Here is a 17784-nt window from a genome sequence, read left to right as displayed (position 1 = left end):
AAAGATTGGACTTTCGTTGCGGAGCTACTTGCGAAGATTTCTCCTTCGTCGAAATGACAAGATTGTGTTTTTGTTTTTGCGTGAGGGATAGGAGCTGGCTACCGAAGTAGCGCGGATAGCCCGACCGCAATAAAAAAATGGGCGAATCAACATTATACTGATTCGCCCATTTTTTTATTGTGGTCACGCCCTAATGATAATTTTACTTCGGACTCGTTGCAATCACAAACTTCAGGTTGTTCTTTACTCCTATTTGCAGTACATCTACTAAATCCTGCACCTGCAAATTAAACGGAATACGAACGACAACAGTCTGTTCTTTATCGGCACCAATTTTAGCCATCAAGGAAGTCTCCAGGTTTTCAAAATCTACCGGTTCTTTGTCGATGTAGAACTTTTTATCTTCGGTTACTGATAAACTGATCAGCTGTTTATTCGTTTTTTCATTGGCTTTCGCTTTCGGCAAAGTCATCTTGATCACATTAGGATTGGCCAGCGTTGAGATAATTAGGAAAAACAACAGCAGGAAAAACATAATATCACTTAACGACGAAGTTGCAACCTCGGCATGAAATCTTCTTTTTCTTTTAATAGACATACCTTATGCTCTTTGAATTATATTGACAAATTCTAATATTTGTTTTTGAATCTTTAAAGCAAAATCATCAATTTTTCCGTTCAGTAAGTGGTACGCGCTATACGCGATAATCCCCACAATTAGTCCGGATCCGCTACTGATCATTTTTTCATACAAACCTCCCGAGATATTACCAATACTGATATTCTCTGTAACCGAAATGCTGTAGAAAATTTTAATAACTCCCGAAATAGTTCCGATGAAACCTAAAGTTGGCGCAATACCGGCAATAAGTCCAAGGTGTCCCAGGCGTCTTTCCATTTCACCAATTTCAATATCAGCAGCGCGGTCCATGTTTGATTCAATTTCAGCAATTGGTCTTCCGATGACTAAAACCCCTTCTTTCAGAATGTTTCCTGCAGCGGTATTACTTCTTTCCACGATGGTTCTGGCCAGTTCAATATTCCCTGCATTCAGCTTATCGCCCACGTCCTGCATCAGTCTGCCGTCAATTTTAGACGCTTTGCTGATGTATAAATAACGTTCTATAATTACATAAAAAGTATAAAATAACAAAAGGGCAATCGGGATCAGGAAAAAACCTCCTTTTAAGATAAATCCTAAAACAGAGATTTCGGTATTGGGAGCGATTTTTTCGATAACTACGTTAGATGCGGCGTTTGCGAGAGTATCTGCTTGTACTTGAATGAAGCTTAACATATTTTAATTCGTGTTTTTAATAATTAATTCTAAAAAATATTTCAATTTTGCACTAAAGATAATTTTCATTGTAATAGTAAACTAAAAAAAACGGAAATTATTTCAATTCACCACTCTTTTATCCAAACAAAATGAACTATCAAGAGACCACCAACTGGATGTTTAACCAATTGCCCATGTATCAGCTTCAGGGGGCTTCGGCCTACAAAGAAGATTTAACCAACACTACACTTTTGGCGGCACATCTCGGCAATCCCGAGCGTCAGCTAAAATGCATACATGTGGCAGGAACCAACGGTAAGGGTTCGACCTCTCATATGCTGGCTTCGGTTTTACAGGAATCGGGATACAAAGTCGGATTGTATACGTCTCCGCATCTCAAAGATTTCAGGGAAAGGATTAAAATAAACGGCGCCGAAATTTCGGAAAATTTTGTCTGTGCATTCGTCGCTAAACACAAAGACTTCTTCGAGTCTAATGACATGAGTTTTTTCGAAATGTCGGTGGGTCTGGCTTTCGATTATTTTGCTTCCGAAAAAACAGACATCGCCATTATTGAAGTGGGTCTGGGCGGACGTCTGGATGCTACCAATATCATCACTCCGCTCGTTTCGGTTATTACGAATATCGACTTAGATCATACACAATTTTTAGGAAACACCACTACGGCAATTGCAGGAGAAAAAGCCGGAATCATTAAACCGAATGTTCCCGTTGTAATTGGAGAATATACAGAGGAAACAGAAGCGGTATTTTTAGCTAAAGCTGAAGAAAATAATGCACCTATTTATTTTGCTGCCGATTTAATCTCCGGAGTTTTTCCGTCTGATTTGCTTGGCGATTATCAATTTCATAATAAAAAAACTGTTCAGCAGGTTGTTGTTGTTTTAAACTCACAAACTGATTTTAAAGTTTCGATTGATCATTTAAAAAGCGGTTTACTAAATACTGTAAAAAATACCGGTTTACAAGGAAGATGGCAGCAGTTGGGCAAAAACCCGAAAATAATTTGCGACACGGCACACAACCAACACGGGCTGACGGTAGTGATGAATCAGCTTCAGAAAGAAACTTTCGACAACCTGCATATCGTTCTGGGTGTGGTGAACGACAAAGACCTGGATGCTATCTTACCGCTTTTCCCGAAAAAGGCACGATACTATTTTTGCCGACCGGATTCTTCGCGAGGTCTGAGCACCGAAATTTTACAAAGTGCCGCCAAAAAATACGATTTACAAGGAGACCGATACGATTCTGTTATCGCTGCTTTTCTGGAAGCAAAGAAAAATGCGGGCCCAAATGATTTTATTTATGTGGGCGGAAGCACTTTTGTAGTAGCCGAATTGCCTTTGAATTAAACAAAGCCGAAATCCTTGCTAAAAGTTGAAATTTATATGTTTTATAATAAATTCAACCCCAGTGAGATAGAAACATTCCCGAAAAAACTTTAAATTTTTACGATGTTTTCTTTGCAGAACTCAAAAACTAACGTATATTTGCACTCGCAATCACGAAACGATAGCAACCTAGTAAAATAGGGCGATTAGCTCAGCTGGTTCAGAGCACCTCGTTTACACCGAGGGGGTCGGGGGTTCGAACCCCTCATCGCCCACTTAAGGAGACGTCCAAATTTGGATGTCTCCTTTTTTTATCAATTCAATATGTTGATTTACAGTAAGTTAAATCTAACAGTATCTGCTTTAAAAAGTGTTCGATTTTTTTTTGAATTCTGCTTACTAAAATATTTTAGCATCAAATTTCACTATACATAAGTGTTGCGTGTTCAAAATCTCCCTGACCATTCATTCACCTCATCCGCCTGCTGTATCATCTTTCTTGAAAGAACAGGCCAAGAGATATAGAAAATCCAAAATAATAACCGCCTCGTCTTCATTAACTTTTATACCTCTTTGCCTTAATAATTTTATGGCCTTCTCGACAGAAACCTTTCTGCTTGAAAAAGGCTTCACAATTCTATCATTACTCTTTTGCATAAACTTGAGAATTAGCTTGTTTTACATCTGAATCTATGGCATTACAAATTACTATCTTTTTAATAGCCCGATCGATTTGCAGCGGGTTAAAATCCCTCCTTTGTATGTTTATTGACGAAGGAGAAAACAGGCTCGCAATGTGCCTTTTGCCTACAAAGTCCAGTGCGTTGTAGCACTGGAAAATATTGATCCCGCTATCTGACCAAACACTTTTATTGCTGGAATCATATCCATTCAGTTTCTGTAGGAGATGTTGCAATCTCCCATTCAAATTATGAATATTTTCATTATACTCCTTTTTGATAGACCTGAAATCCTCAAAGTCTATCTTCTCGGCAAGCAAGTGCCTTCTGGCTTTTGATATCAACTCCTCAAATTGAGAAATCTCAGTGAGGACAGCTTTTTTTTCATCCAGGCATTGCCTTCTGGCAGAGAAGATATTTTCATCTTCTAGCACCAAACTGAAAAGCTCGTATACAGACGGCGAAAGGGTTATTCTCTTTAACTGGCTTTCATACAAGGCCTCCAGAATGTCAGCCCTATATCTACCCTTGCATCTTGAAGTAGAGCAATGGTAATATCTGTATTTTAACAATTTTCCCTGTGATATACTACCTGTAAACCTACATCCGCAGAATGGGCAGTCTGTAAATCCCCTCAGAGGGAATAAAAGCTTTCTGCAAAATTTTGCTTCTTTCTGTTTACGCCTGCTCGTAAGCAGTATTTCGACTTTCCTGAAGAGATCTTCGGATATGATTGGTTCATGTATAGCCTTTATAAATTGGATTTCTTCATCTTTCGTGGCTCGGACCGTTATTATTCCACAATAAATGGGGTTTCGCAGTATCTTCCAAAAATTGTTATTGCTGCATTGAAGCCCTTTTTGACATGTCATAGTCCTAACTTGCCTAATGGAAAATGTGCCCTTTGCAAACTGTTCAAAAGCCCATCTAATTAAATCTGCCTCCGGGAACTTTGGCACTATAATCTTCCTGCCTTCTTGTGTTGACTGGTTACTATATCCCATCGGGGCCTTTCCGGGCCACCGTCCCATTTTTCGGGATCTTCGCATGCCATCCGAAGTATTCCTGCCCCTCCTGCTGTTCTCTGCTTCCGGTATTGAGAGGTAAACCGCAAGCATCACTATACTTTCGGGTACATCGAAATCAATTGGTTGATCGATTGCCATAGCTTTAGTGTTAAGTCCTCTCAATATCCCCAGCATCTGGTAGGCATATTCAATGTTTCTGCTGAATCGATCCCATTTTATAAACAGTATGCTATCTGGAGGGCTTTTCTTGTGCTTCTTTAATGTATTGATAATTTTCTTCCACTCTGGCCGATTAAAATCCTTGGCTGAAAAATCCTCCCTGAATATACCCCTGACTGCAATTTGGTTCTGCTCGCAGTACCTTAACAACCTATCTTCCTGCTCAGGAAGGGAATAGCCTTTTCTCTTCTGCTCATCAGTACTTACCCTGACATATAAATACGCTGATTTCATAATGGTTAAACTTTATAATTTAATATAAAATTACCAAGTTTAAAAAAAGGTACAAGATTTAAAATAGTATGCTCTATACTGAGAAATGCAATTAAAAATTTAGGACTGATAAAAGAATGTGCTTATATATATTTTTTGAATTACGGAAAACCGTAAACCATTTGTATCTAAACTTCTTAGCTTTGAAAAAAACAATTATTTTGGTTAATTATTATATATTTGTTAATAATAAAATTCATACACTATCTAAAATTTATGTGCACATAAATTGTATCAACACTTTAAAGATCATCAAATGAATATAGATTTTATAGACATTCAAAATTTCAGAAAATTAAAAAATTGCAGAATCAATATTTCTGAAAAGGAAACCATATTTGTTGGAGCAAATAATAGTGGAAAAACAACTGCTATGGATGCATTAATAAAGTTTCTAAAGAAAAGTAAATTCTCAACCAGGGATTTCACTTTATCAAATTGGCTTGAATTAAATAAAATCGGTGAATCTTGGTTAACTGAAAAAGATTTTGCCAAACAAGATTTAAAAATCGATAATTGGCAGGCCTATCTTCCGTCTCTTGATGTCTGGCTACATATTAAAAAAAATGAAATTCACTATGTAAACAATTTAATACCAACCCTTGATTGGAACGAAGGATTAATTGGTGTTCGGTTAAGACTAGAACCAAATAATATTGAAGAGTTATTTAAAGAATTTAAATCTATCTGCGAAAATTCGAAAAAGATTGTGGGAGATAAAAAAGATATAAATTTATGGCCAAAACATTTATGGCATTTTTTAGATAATAAAGGGAATTTAAACAAATTCTTTAGTATTAAAACCCATCTATTAAATCCATTATTACATAATACTCCGCAAGAACTCTCTGAACATAGCATTCCAATTGATTCTGACGTCTTTAAAAGTTTGATAAAAGTAGACATCATTAATGCACAAAGAGGATTTTCAAACGAAAATTCTGAAAGTCATGAGAATTCTAATGTTAAGAATTTATCAAGCCAACTCAAAGGGTATTATGAAAAACATTTAAATCCAGCTGAAAACCCAACAGAGCATGACATAGATGCCTTAAGTTCAATAATTAACGCTAAAAAGCTTTTTGATGATGACATTAACAAGAGCTTTAATCCATCTTTAAAGGAATTAGAAGATTTAAATTATCCTGGATTTGGCAATCCAAAAATTAAATTAGAAAGTAAATTGGACACGGTGGATAGTTTAAATCATAGTTCAGCGGTTCGCTATGAATTATCAGCTATAAGTGTCGAATTGACTTTACCAGAAAAGTATAATGGGTTAGGTTATCAAAACTTGATTTCTATGATTTTTAAACTTATTGCATTTAGAGATGAATGGATGAAAGTTGGAAAAAAATACAAACCAGATGTAAAAGAAAGCATTGATAATGAATTTGAACCCTTACATTTAGTATTAATTGAAGAACCCGAAGCCCATTTACATGCGCAAGTCCAGCAGGTTTTTATAAAAAAAGCATACGATGTACTTCGAAAACATCCAGACTTAAACGAAAATTTCACGACTCAACTTGTAATTAGCACTCATTCAAATCACATAGCTCATGAAATTGACTTTACATCTTTAAGATATTTTAAAAGGGTTAATGAAGGCATCAGTCAAATTCACACATCATCTGTGGAAAACTTATCGGAAACATTTGGAAACAATGATGACACTACAAAATTTGCTATTAGATATTTAAAAACAACACATTGCGATTTGTTTTTCGCTGATGCAGTAATACTTGTCGAAGGACCTGTTGAAAGAATGTTGGTTCCTCATTTTATCAAAAAACACCACGAAAAACTTAGCTCATGCTATATTTCAATTTTAGAAATCGGTGGCAGTCACGCTCAAACCTTAAAACCTTTAATTGAACAACTAGGCATAGTTACTCTAATTATAACAGATTTAGATTCTGTCTTAGAAAAAAGCAAAGTACAACCAGAAAAAAAGAAAAAATATAAAACTGGTAATGACGTATTGAAATCATGGATTCCCAAGATACCTGACCTTGATGAACTATTAGATTTACAACTAAAACTAAAGGAACACAAAGATTATCCAATTCAAGTTGCATATCAAACACCTGTAAATGTTACTGACAAAATCGTGGTCTATCCATATACTTTTGAAGACTCTTTAGTAATGGAAAATAGAGAAATTTTTAAAAACATTAAAGACTCAAAAGGCCTTTTAAAAAAAATGGTAGAGGCTGCATGTGTAACAGATATTAACAAATCAGCTAAACAAATGTATGATATCATTACTGACAATGGAGCAAAAAAAGCAGAGTTTGCTTTAGAATTATTATACTTTAAAGATCCTGATAATCTTGCTGTGCCAAAATACATTGAAGAGGGTTTAAAATGGCTTGAAAATAAGTTAGTAAGTAAAAAAGAAGGTTTAAACATTTAACAGGCAGTAATGAGTACAAAACTACACAATAATGATATTGACAAACATGTTGATACTGAAATCTATGACTGTTTGAATTTGGATAATCCTAAAAGTTTTTTTCTTTTTGCAGGTGCTGGTTCAGGTAAAACTAGAACGCTAGTTAATGTATTAAACGAATTCAAAAAAAATCATGGTAGAGAATTTAGATTGAATAGAAAGAGGGTTGCAATTATAACCTATACTAATGCAGCCAGCAATGAAATAAAAGACAGGCTGGACTTTGATCCTATATTTTCGGTAAGCACTATCCATAGTTTCGCCTGGGAACTAATAGAACCATTCGTAAAAGATATTAAAATATGGCTGACAAGTAATTTAGAGAATGAAATTTTAAAATTAGAAGATGAACAAAGCAGAAGCAGAGATTTAAAAAATAAAACTTCCATTGACAGGGCAAGAAAAATTGAATCTAAAAACAAGAGAATTTCTAATTTAGAAAATATTATAAAATTTACATATAATCCTAATGGAGACAATATAACTAAAGACTCATTAAACCATTCAGAAGTAATTAGTATTGCAGCCTATTTTATCCATCACAAAGCTTTAATGCAAGAACTGTTAGTTTGCAAATATCCTATTCTACTAATTGATGAAAGTCAAGATACTAAAAAAGAATTAATAGATGCTTTTTTTGAACTACAAAAAAACAAAAATAATAATTTTTCACTTGGCCTATTTGGAGATACAATGCAACGTATTTATTTTGATGGCAAAGAAAAATTAGAGCAGGGACTTCCAACGAGCTGGGTAAAACCAGTAAAAAAAATGAACCATCGTTCTAATAAAAGAATCATAACTCTTGTAAACAAAATTAGAGAAGATGTAGATGGTCAAGAGCAAAAACCACGAACTGATAAAGAGGAGGGTTTTGTTAGATTGTTTATTTGTTCTAATAGAAATGATAAGTCAAAAACGGAAGAATCGGTATGTAATAAAATGAGTATTGTTACGAAGGATTCTAAATGGAACAATGATGATAAAGATGTAATGACATTGATACTAGAACATCACATGGCAGCAAGTAGGATGGGGTTTACAAATTTTTTTGAACCTTTATATAAAGAAGAAAAATTAAAGACAGGAGTATTAGATGGAACACTATCTGGTGCTAACTTCTTTACTAAAATTATTTTACCACTAATAGAAGCAAAAGTAAAAAATGATCAGTTTGCCATAGCAAGAATAGTCAAAAGCGAATCTCCTTTTTTTAAAAAGGAGGAATTGCTTAAAAATGCTGATCAAACCCTTAATATTAAGGCCGCAAAAAAAGCATTAGACAATCTCTTCAATCTTTGGGATGAAAATAGTGATCCGTCATTAATTGAAATTTTGCAAAATATCTATAAATCAAATTTATTTATCATCCCTAATAGTTTAATTACAATCGCATCAAGAACTAATGATGAACAAAAGGTAGCTATTGAAGAAAATGTTAATTCAGTTGAAACTGATGATGAGGAAAATATAGATATGTCTGATAAAATAATTGATGCTTGGGATTTAGCTTTATCAAGCTCATTTTCACAAATAAGACAGTATAATATGTACCTGTCTGAAGAATCTAAATTCGGCACACATCAAGGTGTAAAAGGATTAGAATTCTCTAGGGTTATGGTTATTTTAGACGATGAAGAATCTAGAGGAAATGGATTCAGTTATGATAAGCTATTTGGTACTAAAGAACTTAGCGATGCAGATAAAAAAAGTATTAAAGCAGATAAAGAAACAGGAATAGATAAAACTAAAAGACTTTTTTATGTTGCCTGCAGTAGGGCAAAAGAAAGTTTAGCTATTGTTGCATATACTGATTTCCCGGAAATTGTAAAAAAGAACGCTATTGATTATGGTTGGTTTAATGAAGATGAGATAATAATTTATAAAAAATAAATATATTTTATTTAATAAATACACATTAACCTCAGTCATAAATGTAGAAACCGTAAACGTACTCTTCAAGTATCTGCAAAATCGGAATAACAGAGTTTAATACCTGATCAATTATTAATAAAGAGTCGTTAGAAAAAATATTTTACTGTTATTTGAGACATTTTTTATAATTATAATCGACAGGCTTTTAAAATTTAAACTATGAGAAGGAAAATATTATGAGATTAGCAGCGATATACATTCCAAGCGAAACATTACTACATATTTTTGGAGACAACCATAATGGATAAACTATTAATTTAGGAGGCAAATATATTTACACATTTGAAGAAAACCTTAATGAAGAGGTCTATCTCAAGGTAAAATAAAAAATTCATAGAAAACTTTTGGCTTAATATTTTCTAAACATCTACCACTCCCTGAAAGAACAATAATGTCTAGCTGGCTGGTCAAGTAAACATACAACGTTAAATTAATTAGGCTAAAAAAACACAACATAAAAATATGAAAGAAACAACCGATATATATTTTTTTCCTGCACTTAATGGAGACAGTTTTCTGATCTCAAGTGAAGGCACAAATGTATTGATTGACGGCGGTTACGTAAATACGTATCGGAATTTTTTAAAGCCTAAACTTTTCGAATTGCAGCAGAAACAGGAAGTTCTGGATTTAATCATTGTCAGCCATATTGACGGTGACCACATATCTGGGATCTGTAAGCTGTTGGAAGAAAACAACAAAACAAAAATTATTGACATCAGAAACATTTGGCACAACTCTTATCGGCATCTACAATTTCAAGAGAGTGATAGCAAAAAATTCGAATCCAGTACACTGAAGAGCTTAAATGAAATGAAAATTGCCCCCATATTAAAAGAAGATCCGCCGGTTTTGGATAAGGATATAAGTGCAAAAAAAGGATCAGCCCTTGCAAAACTTATTCGCGAGGGAGGATATCCATGGAATGCTCACTTTGCGGGTTCGGAAGCTGTTTTTCATAAGGAGCTTATTATTGAAGGTAACTTTTCTTTCCAGATTTTATCACCTAGTAAAAAAAAATTAGACAGACTAAAGGACTACTGGCTAAAAGAGCTTTATAAGTTGGGATATGTGGACGATAAAACTGCCTCTGAGTTTATTGATGATGCTTTTGAATTTGTAATCGCTGGCGCCAAAGAAACGAAGGTGTTACGGGAAAAGAATATTTCGGCAAGCAGTAATTTGGATTTTGAAGCATTAGTTTTGGCCGAGTTTACAGAGGACAATGCACCCGCTAATGGAAGTTCCATATCTTTTATACTCCAATGCGGAAAAGCTAAAATTCTCTTCCTAGGTGATTCACATCCTTCAGTGATTATTGAGAGCCTGAAACTTCTGTATACTGATGACGAATTTCCGCTGTATTTTGATGCTATTAAAGTTTCCCACCATGGTAGCGCACTCAATACTAGTCCCGAATTACTAGAGTTGATTGATTCCGAAAAATTTCTGATCTCCACCAACGGAAAATCATTTGGACATCCCGATACTGAAACCATCGCCAGGATTGTCACAAGAAAGACAGATTATCAAAGAACCCTATATTTCAATTACCCGCTGGAAATTGTCAGTCAGATTAACAATCAAAAATTGAAAGAAAAATACAATTACCAATGCGTTATATCTGACGGTACAGCAATAAAAATTACCTTGCATGAAACCACTAATTAATCCTTCACAAGCTCTGGAATCCTGTCTGGAAATTCATTGTGGCGCCGACCAGGGAACTGGGTTTTTAATATCCGAAAATACAATCCTCACAGCCTACCACGTCATTGCGGATCACAGTGAGGATCAAAAAATATTTATAAAGACCGCTGAAGGCCCCATTGATTGTAATGTCATGAATATTTCCATTGAACTGGATCTTTGCTTGTTAACGTGCGAAGGGCTGAATCTTGCTTTTGTACCTCTTGAGGCCAGTATGCTTCGCTTGTGGGAACCGTGCCAGATACATGGTTTCCCTTACAGATCTTCCGCATCCATCCTCAGTCTGAATGGAAAAATAAGTCAGCCTTTGAAGGACGATGCCAGTGACTTTATAATCAATGAGCTTGACATCGATCCAAATTATGATCACGACGGGCTTTCGGGAGCACCTGTGATAATAGAAGGTAAGGTTGCCGGAATAGTGCGTAGGCAACTCGACGATCGACTGTCGATGGTAAGTGTTTTGAAAGCCTCGCAATTTTTGGAAGATAACGGTATTGAAATTGACGTAAATCTTCCGGCATATGGCGTTCCACATGGGTTTGAGGAACAAGTCGCCGCCTCCCGACCAAATCGTGCCGTGATCGCCAATCTGGAAGAGGCTCTTCAAAGCAACAACAGTTGGTTTTTAATCCACGGATCGCCCGGACCAGGAAAATCAACACTTTCGGCATCCTTTTCTCCGAGCCTAAAAACTATGGTAGTTGCCTGTAGGTATTTCCTTAAAATTCCGAACGACAGCGAACCTTTAGCATTACGCAGATCCAAGATATATTTTTTGGAATATCTGGAAAACATGATTGCGACTACTATCACAGGGCAACGGCTACCCAAAGAAGAACTTTCTTTTGAACAACGCCTTGTGAGGATGGGCGATCTTCTGGAGCAGTTTGCAGCCTATCATTTGGCAAAAGGCCAGACCGTCTGTATGATTATCGACGGACTTGATGAAGTTCCCTCTCTGGAAGAATTCCTTGGTGTGTTGCCTCAGACTATTCCTGTTGGTATCAAGATAATATTGTCATCAACCTCGCCTCAAATTTTACCCTCCTCCTACAGAAATCTCGTAGGTGATGAACAGCAAATACTAGTTACTCCGCTTACAATGGCGCAATGCGAAGGGCTAATAATAGAAGAATTGGGTCAGGAGCTTTTATCGGTTGATGCAGTCCAGAGCGTCGCTCAAAAATCAGAGGGACATCCGCTTTATCTGCGCTACCTCATAAATTTTTTACATAATTCTGATCCTACTTTTTTTGGTGAGCAGTTTGATGAATGGCTGACGAAGATTCCAGTAATTCAGGGGGACATTACCAATTACTACAATTCTATATGGGACAGGTTTTATGAGGATCCGGCCAAATTATGGATTATCATAATCTTTTCGCAGGTTCGCCAGCCAATCTCTCAGGAGGAAGCATACAAGATACTGCCTCAAACCTTGCAGCTTACCTTTACCTCTAATTTTGAATCAATAAAATATTTGTTTTACGGGGAAAATTACCTCGAAATCTACCACAACTCCTTCAAAACATATGTAGCCTCAAGAACGACTAAGGAAGAACTACTTGCAAACGATTATATCTCGGGATTCCTTGCAGCGAATCCGGAACTGGATTTGTCGCTGAATAACCTGCTCTATCACTATTCAAAAAGTTCCAATAAATCATTTGCAGTTGAGCAATGCAACCAAAAATGGGCAGACCTGTGCGCAATGAACGATGTTGCACCTGATCTTGTGTTAGACGATATCAGACAGATTATCAGCCTGTCGATAAATCTAAAAATGACAATCGATACGATTCGTCTGCTATTGTTACTCCAGCGAATAGATTTTCGTTACGACAGTGTTTTTACTGAATATGCCAATTTGATGGCCCAAGCATTATTAGCGGTTAAAAAATATGAGGCGGCAGTAAAATACTTGGTAAGGGATAATGATCTGCTTATAGGAAACTACGATGCCATTTTCTTTCTGCAACAATTTTACGAACGAGAGGCATACCATGAGGCTAATATGCTATATGAAGCATTAGAAAAGAGGTACAGGAAATTTATCGAAGAAGGATCACGCTCAGAGGAAGGCATGAGCCTAGGTATGTTCGGCGTTATGATAAAAGCAAATGCGCTTTCTATGAATGAAGATTTTAAGTCTGGGTATTTTAAATCTACTTCACTCTTGTCCATGCTGCAAAAAATGGAAAATGGTGCTCGCGATGCTGGCGACAGTGATGCTGCAGATGCATTATACGAGTTACGTGAACAAAATTCATCCTGGATGTATGCTTATGCCCTGCGAAGATTTGATTTTTTTGTTGCTTCAGAAAAAGTCAAACAGCAGACAGGTCTGGACATTGATAATGGATGGGCAAATCTCCGTGCCCTTGCAGTACTAATTTTCGAAGAATTCAATGAATATAATTCTGACATAAAAGAGAAAAGCAAAAACTTCGAGCTATTGATTAACGATTTGGAAAGTCTTGTAAACAACTTTGGATATTGGGAAAGCCATAGTGAAGCCATAGCAACAGCACTATTGAATAATAGCAAAAATGCTGTGTTAGTAAGGCAAATTCTTGAAAGACAAATCAAACAAGACCAGAAACCTTTTAACCTGCGGGCATCAAATGGAGTAGATCTGCAGTATGAAGAAATATATAGCCTTCTTTTTCGATGGCTTTGTTCCGGTTACAATGATACGACAGAGAATTTCCCGCAATTAAGTACCGGACCTTATAGGCATAAAAATTGGGAGGGCTATGCTACGTCACTCTTGAAAAACCTAGCCTACATTGAAGGCAGGCTATTATGGTGCCGTGCGACGGGGACATCTCCTGCTTCTGCGACCCAGCAACTCCTTAAAGTTTTTACGGCTATAAATTTTTCATTGGATGAGAGAAGTTACTGGGATCGTGCGTATCATTTACCAGAGAATCTTTTCCCTATCCTTTACTGCAAAAGTTTTGAGATAGCGATTAATCTGGCACCCGAAATTTTTGAGCAGTTATTTTCCGTATTTATGTCAAGGATGGACACACAGCTTGGCCTGTACTCAGAAGGATTTAGAAAAGTGCTCCACGGAATATGTAAAATCCTCATCAAGGAAAAATATACTGTTGAGCTGGAAGATCTGATAAAAATCTGGGAATCACACGTTATTGGAAGTGTTTATAACAGGTGGGAAAGAACACCTGAATTGCTTAAAATTATGGAAATTTATGGTTTAGCAGGAAATAATGATAAAGCCAACGCAGTTTTTTCCGAAATGCTTAAAACATCTATGGGCCCAAGTTGGTATAAGGAAGATCAGCTTGCACTAATAGGCCGCGTCATGTCTCTTCCAAATCAAGGTAGTGTTCTTGCGGCAGATCTGAAGACGATGGCCGGTCTTCTGGATTTCGCTTCGGGTGAAATGACCTTCCAGCGATACGTACGACAGGAAAAGGAGCATTTTATAGGAGGCTTAATAAAAAATGCGCGTCTGAAAAATGCGCTCGATTATTACAGATTCGAAGTATTGGCTGATGCGAAACAGGTAATTGAAAATGCGGAATATGACGTAATCGATGCACCCATAGTTGGAAATGGATATATTCTCGGTGCCGGAAATTTAACAGAAGAAAGAGCAATTTTGGAAATCCTTGAAAATAGCCAAATCGAATCACCGCAATTAGTGTGGGCCTTAACCCAAGTCTTTATTGTCAATACGGATACTGACAGGTATATTGAACGATATACGATGATTCAAGCTGAAGCCTTGGAACGGCTGGTTGAGAAAGACCCAGATTCCATTAAATTGTTGCTTCCTTATACTGCTAATACTGGGACAAAACTTCATGCAGAAGGTCATGCAAATTACTATCTCACAACGATTTTTGATGCTCTGGATCATTCCAACAAGTTGGAATTGCAAACTCTATTGCGAGCAAAAGAAATAGAATATAACATTGAGGTTCAAAAAGAAGAAAAATCAGAGAAGTCTTATTATCGGGATGAATCTGAAAATCCCATCAAACAATTTGTAACGGAAGCCGTGAGGCTTAAAGATCAACCGGGACAAAGAATTCAGTTATTGCAGCAGGGTACAAATGCATTCATGAACAAAAAATACATGATTTGGCATGGCAACTATTCCAGGGAAAATACTGATGCTCGTGGAATAATTAAAAGCCTTTTCAATTCCGCAGATGAGGCTATTTCCAGCCTGCAACCGTTTATCGAGGAATTTGATGAGGTTCCGTGGATTGTTGTAAGCCAACTTTTATGGTTCTTACAGGACAAATTTTCACCTGAGCAAACCCAAAGACTTTACGGCTTGGTTTCAGGGCATTTTACTAAGCTAATACAACCGCACCCGGAAAGGATGCAAAAATACTCATGGATTGAAAACCCGTCTAATGCCACAGAAGATACAGACGGTCAAATAGCTTCTTTCCTTATTTGGCTACTTAATCATCCAGCCGATCGAATATCTGAAAGCGCCTATAGGAGTATAACCTTACTTTGCCAGACTGATCCCGAGATGATTATCCTCGTTCTGATAAGACAATCCCTAAGTGGCGAACCATTATATTCTACGGAACGATCATCATTTATCCTTTATGAGGCAACGACTTCGCAGCACGTTATGATAACTGATGCGATTGCAAAAATAGGAATAGCTGAGTTTAGAACGATTGACCATTTCACTATTAGGTACAATTTTTTCAGGATTAGTATAATCCTGAAAGATTTGGGGAACAGCCAACTCTATAATGAAATAATTGCTGGCATTCCTGATGCAGTTGCTCCTACTGCGGAAGTTGATCTTGATGAAGAATTTCTGGAGTCTGTCGAGTGGAATATCAGCAGGCTTAATGAAAAACATTTATTGGACAGGACCTTTTGTGAAAGGCTTCTGGAGACTATCAACAAATGCATTGCACCATTATCTCTAACTGAATTTATTAAATCCGACGGATATGTTTATCGAAGCTTCTATGAAGGCACTAATGGGCCTACCAGATTTGAATACATTGTAAAACATGCCTTAAATATCGCAATTAATCACAGGGCTTCCCTTGCCAATATTGACGAAATTTTTGACGAAATTGATATTTAACATGGAAAAAAGCAGACAAGAATTTTTATCTTCCCGTGAGGGTTTCGAAAGACATTTTTACATTTTAGAAGAACTTCTACGAAACGGAAGGATGTCGTTTACAGAAGGCAGTATAAAAAGTGTGGAAGGATTGCAAAAAGTCAGAAAATTACCAAATGGGCGTATTGATTTTCATACTGTCAATGAAATGGCCAGGCTAAGCGCAAACTCAGCAGCAAACTTTGAAAACATGAAATACGAGGAACACAATGAAAAAAAATAATCTGGGCGGTATGCCCCCGCCCACAACGCGAATGGAATTTGAACATAACATATTTTTGTCCATTGAAGAAGTTCGGTTTAAACTCGAAAATGATATTAAAGACTATGGACTGTATCAATCTGTGGTGCCCAGCCTCAGGAAGGTTAAATCACTTCCGAATCACCGGATAGATCTCACTACAATCGATGAAAAAGTAAGGTTGCATTCCAACATGCAAAAATGGATGGAGTCAGATCGTTTTCAGGAAATTAGAAAAAAGGCTGAAGAAACAACGAATCAAAAGTTTCCTCCAACAACTGAAATTGAATAACTAAAATTCCTGATACAAATTATATCTAAGTATGTTAAATTTGCCATATGGTGATAGCTTTACGATGCATTTCTATCGATAGAAATTGTTTAATAACCTTTATAAATCCTCTACAAGAAAGTTCTATATTTGTTCGGGCAGGTAAGTATAAGAACGTTATTGATTATGTATTATATATTCTATAATAAGGTAGATTGCACTATAAAATAGGTGGTAAATATCAATTGCTCGACATCTTAATAAATTCAAAATAAATTGACATGGCTAGAAAAGTATATTACAGCAAACCGTTAAAATATTTTTGGCACCATCTTTATGGACCTCAAAAAAAACTTACACCAAGTTTTACGGATGATCAAATATTCGCTTTACTTCGTCAAAATATTTTAACTGCTCCTATGGGAGCCTTTGAGACTGCAGAGTCGAGAGGTTTGATAATATCAGGGTTAGAATTGTGGAGAGAGGACTCGAGAGGAGAGCTTTTGCATATTTTCTTCCTAGATAAACAATTGCGGGAGTTTCTCGAGAACACTCCTTTATCGGATTTAGAGGGTATTAAAAAATTCCTATACGAAAATGGTCAAAGTAATGATGTTATACATTTGTATTCAAAAGAACAAAGCAAGCATGTAGTTTATCGATTTGCCCTGCATTTGCCTTATGAAGCGGAAGGATATGCCTTTTCTCTAAGCCTCGAGAATGATGGGAGTGTGGAGCTATTCTTTTCACTGGGCGAAAATGGTGGTCGTATGTCGGATAAATTCTACGCAGACACGAATAAGAAAGTTGACGAAATTTCACTAACCATTTTGAAAATGTTTCGGCTTGCGATTAATACAATTGCCTATATGAATTGCTTTCCAGATTGCGTTGCTGATGGAGTGCCAGAGAATCTATTTGAAAGAAGCGAAGATAAGTCGGTGAGAAACTTTACTTTTCAGTTATCCGAAAAGATCAGAGAGAGCGAAAATTCGCAACTATCAAAAATACCGCATTTTAGGAAAGGACATTTTAGATTACTTCAATCAGATTATTTTGCCAATAAAAAAGGGCAAATTGTTTTCGTAGCTGAGACAATGGTTAAAGGAAAGGCGAAGACAGTATCTATGTCAACGGAAACCGATGAATTTAGAAATAATACAGCGAAAACTAAATAAAGTAGTGAAAATTGCTT

Annotated in this window: 11 protein-coding genes and 1 tRNA gene; 9 read left to right on the top strand and 3 right to left on the bottom strand. The window is 36.3% G+C overall.

The features are described from left to right. Positions 1-202: 202 nt before the first annotated feature. Both HAV12_RS03590 and HAV12_RS03585 read right to left on the bottom strand, forming a co-directional pair. Complete coding sequence (locus tag HAV12_RS03590) at positions 203-598, bottom strand: biopolymer transporter ExbD (protein WP_035682654.1); 396 nt, start codon at positions 596-598, stop codon at positions 203-205. A 3-nt stretch (positions 599-601) separates the two neighbouring features. Then, entirely contained in the window at positions 602-1297 is a 696-nt protein-coding gene (locus tag HAV12_RS03585; protein WP_171568526.1) for a MotA/TolQ/ExbB proton channel family protein, read from the bottom strand. A 131-nt stretch (positions 1298-1428) separates the two neighbouring features. Between HAV12_RS03585 and HAV12_RS03580 the strand changes: the two genes are divergently transcribed. After that, the gene (locus tag HAV12_RS03580; RefSeq protein WP_171568525.1) at positions 1429-2655 is read left to right on the top strand and encodes a folylpolyglutamate synthase/dihydrofolate synthase family protein; all 1227 of its coding nucleotides are present in this window, start codon (positions 1429-1431) and stop codon (positions 2653-2655) included. Between the two features lie 179 nt (positions 2656-2834). Further along, a tRNA-Val gene (locus tag HAV12_RS03575) sits at positions 2835-2909 on the top strand. Between the two features lie 368 nt (positions 2910-3277). On the opposite strand, the gene HAV12_RS03570 is transcribed toward HAV12_RS03575, so the two are convergent. Further along, complete coding sequence (locus tag HAV12_RS03570; RefSeq protein ID WP_171568523.1) at positions 3278-4795, bottom strand: recombinase family protein; 1518 nt, start codon at positions 4793-4795, stop codon at positions 3278-3280. 295 nt (positions 4796-5090) lie between these two features. Here HAV12_RS03570 and HAV12_RS03565 point away from each other — a divergent pair, with 295 nt between their 5' ends. The 7 genes from HAV12_RS03565 to HAV12_RS03535 all read left to right on the top strand — a co-directional run bounded on the left by HAV12_RS03565 (position 5091) and on the right by HAV12_RS03535 (position 17767). Beyond that, on the top strand, positions 5091-7253 hold the full coding sequence (locus HAV12_RS03565) for an AAA family ATPase (RefSeq protein ID WP_171568521.1): 2163 nt from the start codon (positions 5091-5093) through the stop codon (positions 7251-7253). A 9-nt stretch (positions 7254-7262) separates the two neighbouring features. Continuing rightward, positions 7263-9185, top strand: coding sequence for a UvrD-helicase domain-containing protein (locus HAV12_RS03560; RefSeq protein WP_171568520.1), 1923 nt, complete (start codon positions 7263-7265; stop codon positions 9183-9185). Positions 9186-9689: 504 nt separating this feature from the next. Further along, the gene (gene avs1a / locus HAV12_RS03555; RefSeq protein ID WP_171568518.1) at positions 9690-10898 is read left to right on the top strand and encodes an AVAST type 1 anti-phage system MBL fold metallo-hydrolase Avs1a; all 1209 of its coding nucleotides are present in this window, start codon (positions 9690-9692) and stop codon (positions 10896-10898) included. Then, complete coding sequence (locus tag HAV12_RS03550; protein ID WP_171568516.1) at positions 10882-16038, top strand: serine protease; 5157 nt, start codon at positions 10882-10884, stop codon at positions 16036-16038. The genes avs1a and HAV12_RS03550 overlap by 17 nt, the downstream gene beginning before the upstream one ends. Position 16039: 1 nt before the next feature. Continuing rightward, positions 16040-16300, top strand: a complete 261-nt coding sequence (gene avs1c / locus HAV12_RS03545; protein WP_171568515.1) for an AVAST type 1 anti-phage system protein Avs1c — start codon at positions 16040-16042, stop codon at positions 16298-16300. A 10-nt stretch (positions 16301-16310) separates the two neighbouring features. Beyond that, the gene (locus tag HAV12_RS03540; RefSeq protein ID WP_205423349.1) at positions 16311-16610 is read left to right on the top strand and encodes a hypothetical protein; all 300 of its coding nucleotides are present in this window, start codon (positions 16311-16313) and stop codon (positions 16608-16610) included. A 260-nt stretch (positions 16611-16870) separates the two neighbouring features. After that, on the top strand, positions 16871-17767 hold the full coding sequence (locus HAV12_RS03535; protein WP_171568513.1) for a hypothetical protein: 897 nt from the start codon (positions 16871-16873) through the stop codon (positions 17765-17767). Positions 17768-17784 lie beyond the last annotated feature (17 nt).

Source organism: Flavobacterium sp. CLA17 (genome assembly GCF_013112255.2).
In the GTDB taxonomy this organism is placed as follows: Bacteria; Bacteroidota; Bacteroidia; order Flavobacteriales; family Flavobacteriaceae; genus Flavobacterium; species Flavobacterium circumlabens.
The sequence above is the reverse complement of the archived record's forward strand: the minus strand, read 5'-3'. Positions and strand labels throughout refer to the sequence as shown.